Annotated in this window: 1 protein-coding gene and 1 pseudogene; both read right to left on the bottom strand. The window is 65.9% G+C overall.

Going from position 1 to position 917, the window contains the following annotated elements:
• On the bottom strand, positions 1 to 312 hold a 312-nt coding region (locus CWS39_RS28315), incomplete at its 3' end, for a hypothetical protein (RefSeq protein ID WP_142386987.1).
• A 421-nt stretch (positions 313 to 733) separates the two neighbouring features.
• Positions 734 to 917 (bottom strand): annotated as a pseudogene (locus tag CWS39_RS28310) (NAD(P)/FAD-dependent oxidoreductase); the annotation flags it as partial.

Here is a 917-nt window from a genome sequence, read left to right as displayed (position 1 = left end):
AGGGGGCGGGTGCCTCAACCCAGGTTGGCAGAGAGGGATACCCCGCTTGCCTTTGACCTTCAACTCGCCCAGCCAAGGAGGATCCTTCATCTGCCAGGGTGGAAATGGTAAAGGGGCGCGATAGTCGTAGCCGTCGTCTCGGTTGATCGCGGCAGCGAGGCCGCCAGGCTCTTGCGAGTCCTCGATCAAACCCGTCAACTCGCCGTGAGCGAACGCGTCCGCCGCGAGCAGCGCATCGAGGGCTTCGACCGCGGCGGGCGAGTACTCCCAGACGCAATCGCCGCGGATCACGCGGGAGACGTAGGCGCTCACCAGATCTACGCCTCCGCGATATCGATCAAAGCAACCATCAGAGCTGGCCGATAGAAGCCCGCAACAGTGGGCGAGGATTCTAGGCAGCCTCTGCGCGACGAATTGAGCCGCGTCGTACTGCTTACTCGCGCCACGCAACCAGTCCTCCGGGGTTCGGCCGGACGTCTGCCCCCTTCCAGGAGCCGCCCGTCTGTCTGAAGCTGAACATAGCGCCGAGGTGTGACATTGAGCGCCCGAGCGTTCGGCCGGCCGCGCGGCACTTGCGCGCGCCGCAACTGGCGGATCACTCGTTGTTGGTCCAGATCTGAGCAAGCATGGTGGCTCAGGGAAGCAGGGATCGCGCGGCAGGCCCCGCGGCCCATAACTGCGGAACCCAGAAGCCGCGAAGCCTACGACGAGTATGCAGCTCGAATCGAACGACTCAGCCGAGGTGGTCGAGCACCTGGTAGCCGGCGTTGTATCCGGGGATGAAGGTGATGCCGGGCCCGCCGTGGCAGCCGGCGCCGCCGAGATAGAGGCCCTCGATGCCGATCGGCAGGTCGCGGAAACCCTTGGGCCCGGGCCTGTTCGGGCCCATCAGGTCGGGGTGCAGCAGCCCGTGGCAG

The sequence above is a fragment of the Mycobacterium hubeiense genome, assembly GCF_002838065.1.
Classification (GTDB): Bacteria; Actinomycetota; Actinomycetes; order Mycobacteriales; family Mycobacteriaceae; genus Mycobacterium; species Mycobacterium hubeiense.
The sequence above is the reverse complement of the archived record's forward strand: the minus strand, read 5'-3'. Positions and strand labels throughout refer to the sequence as shown.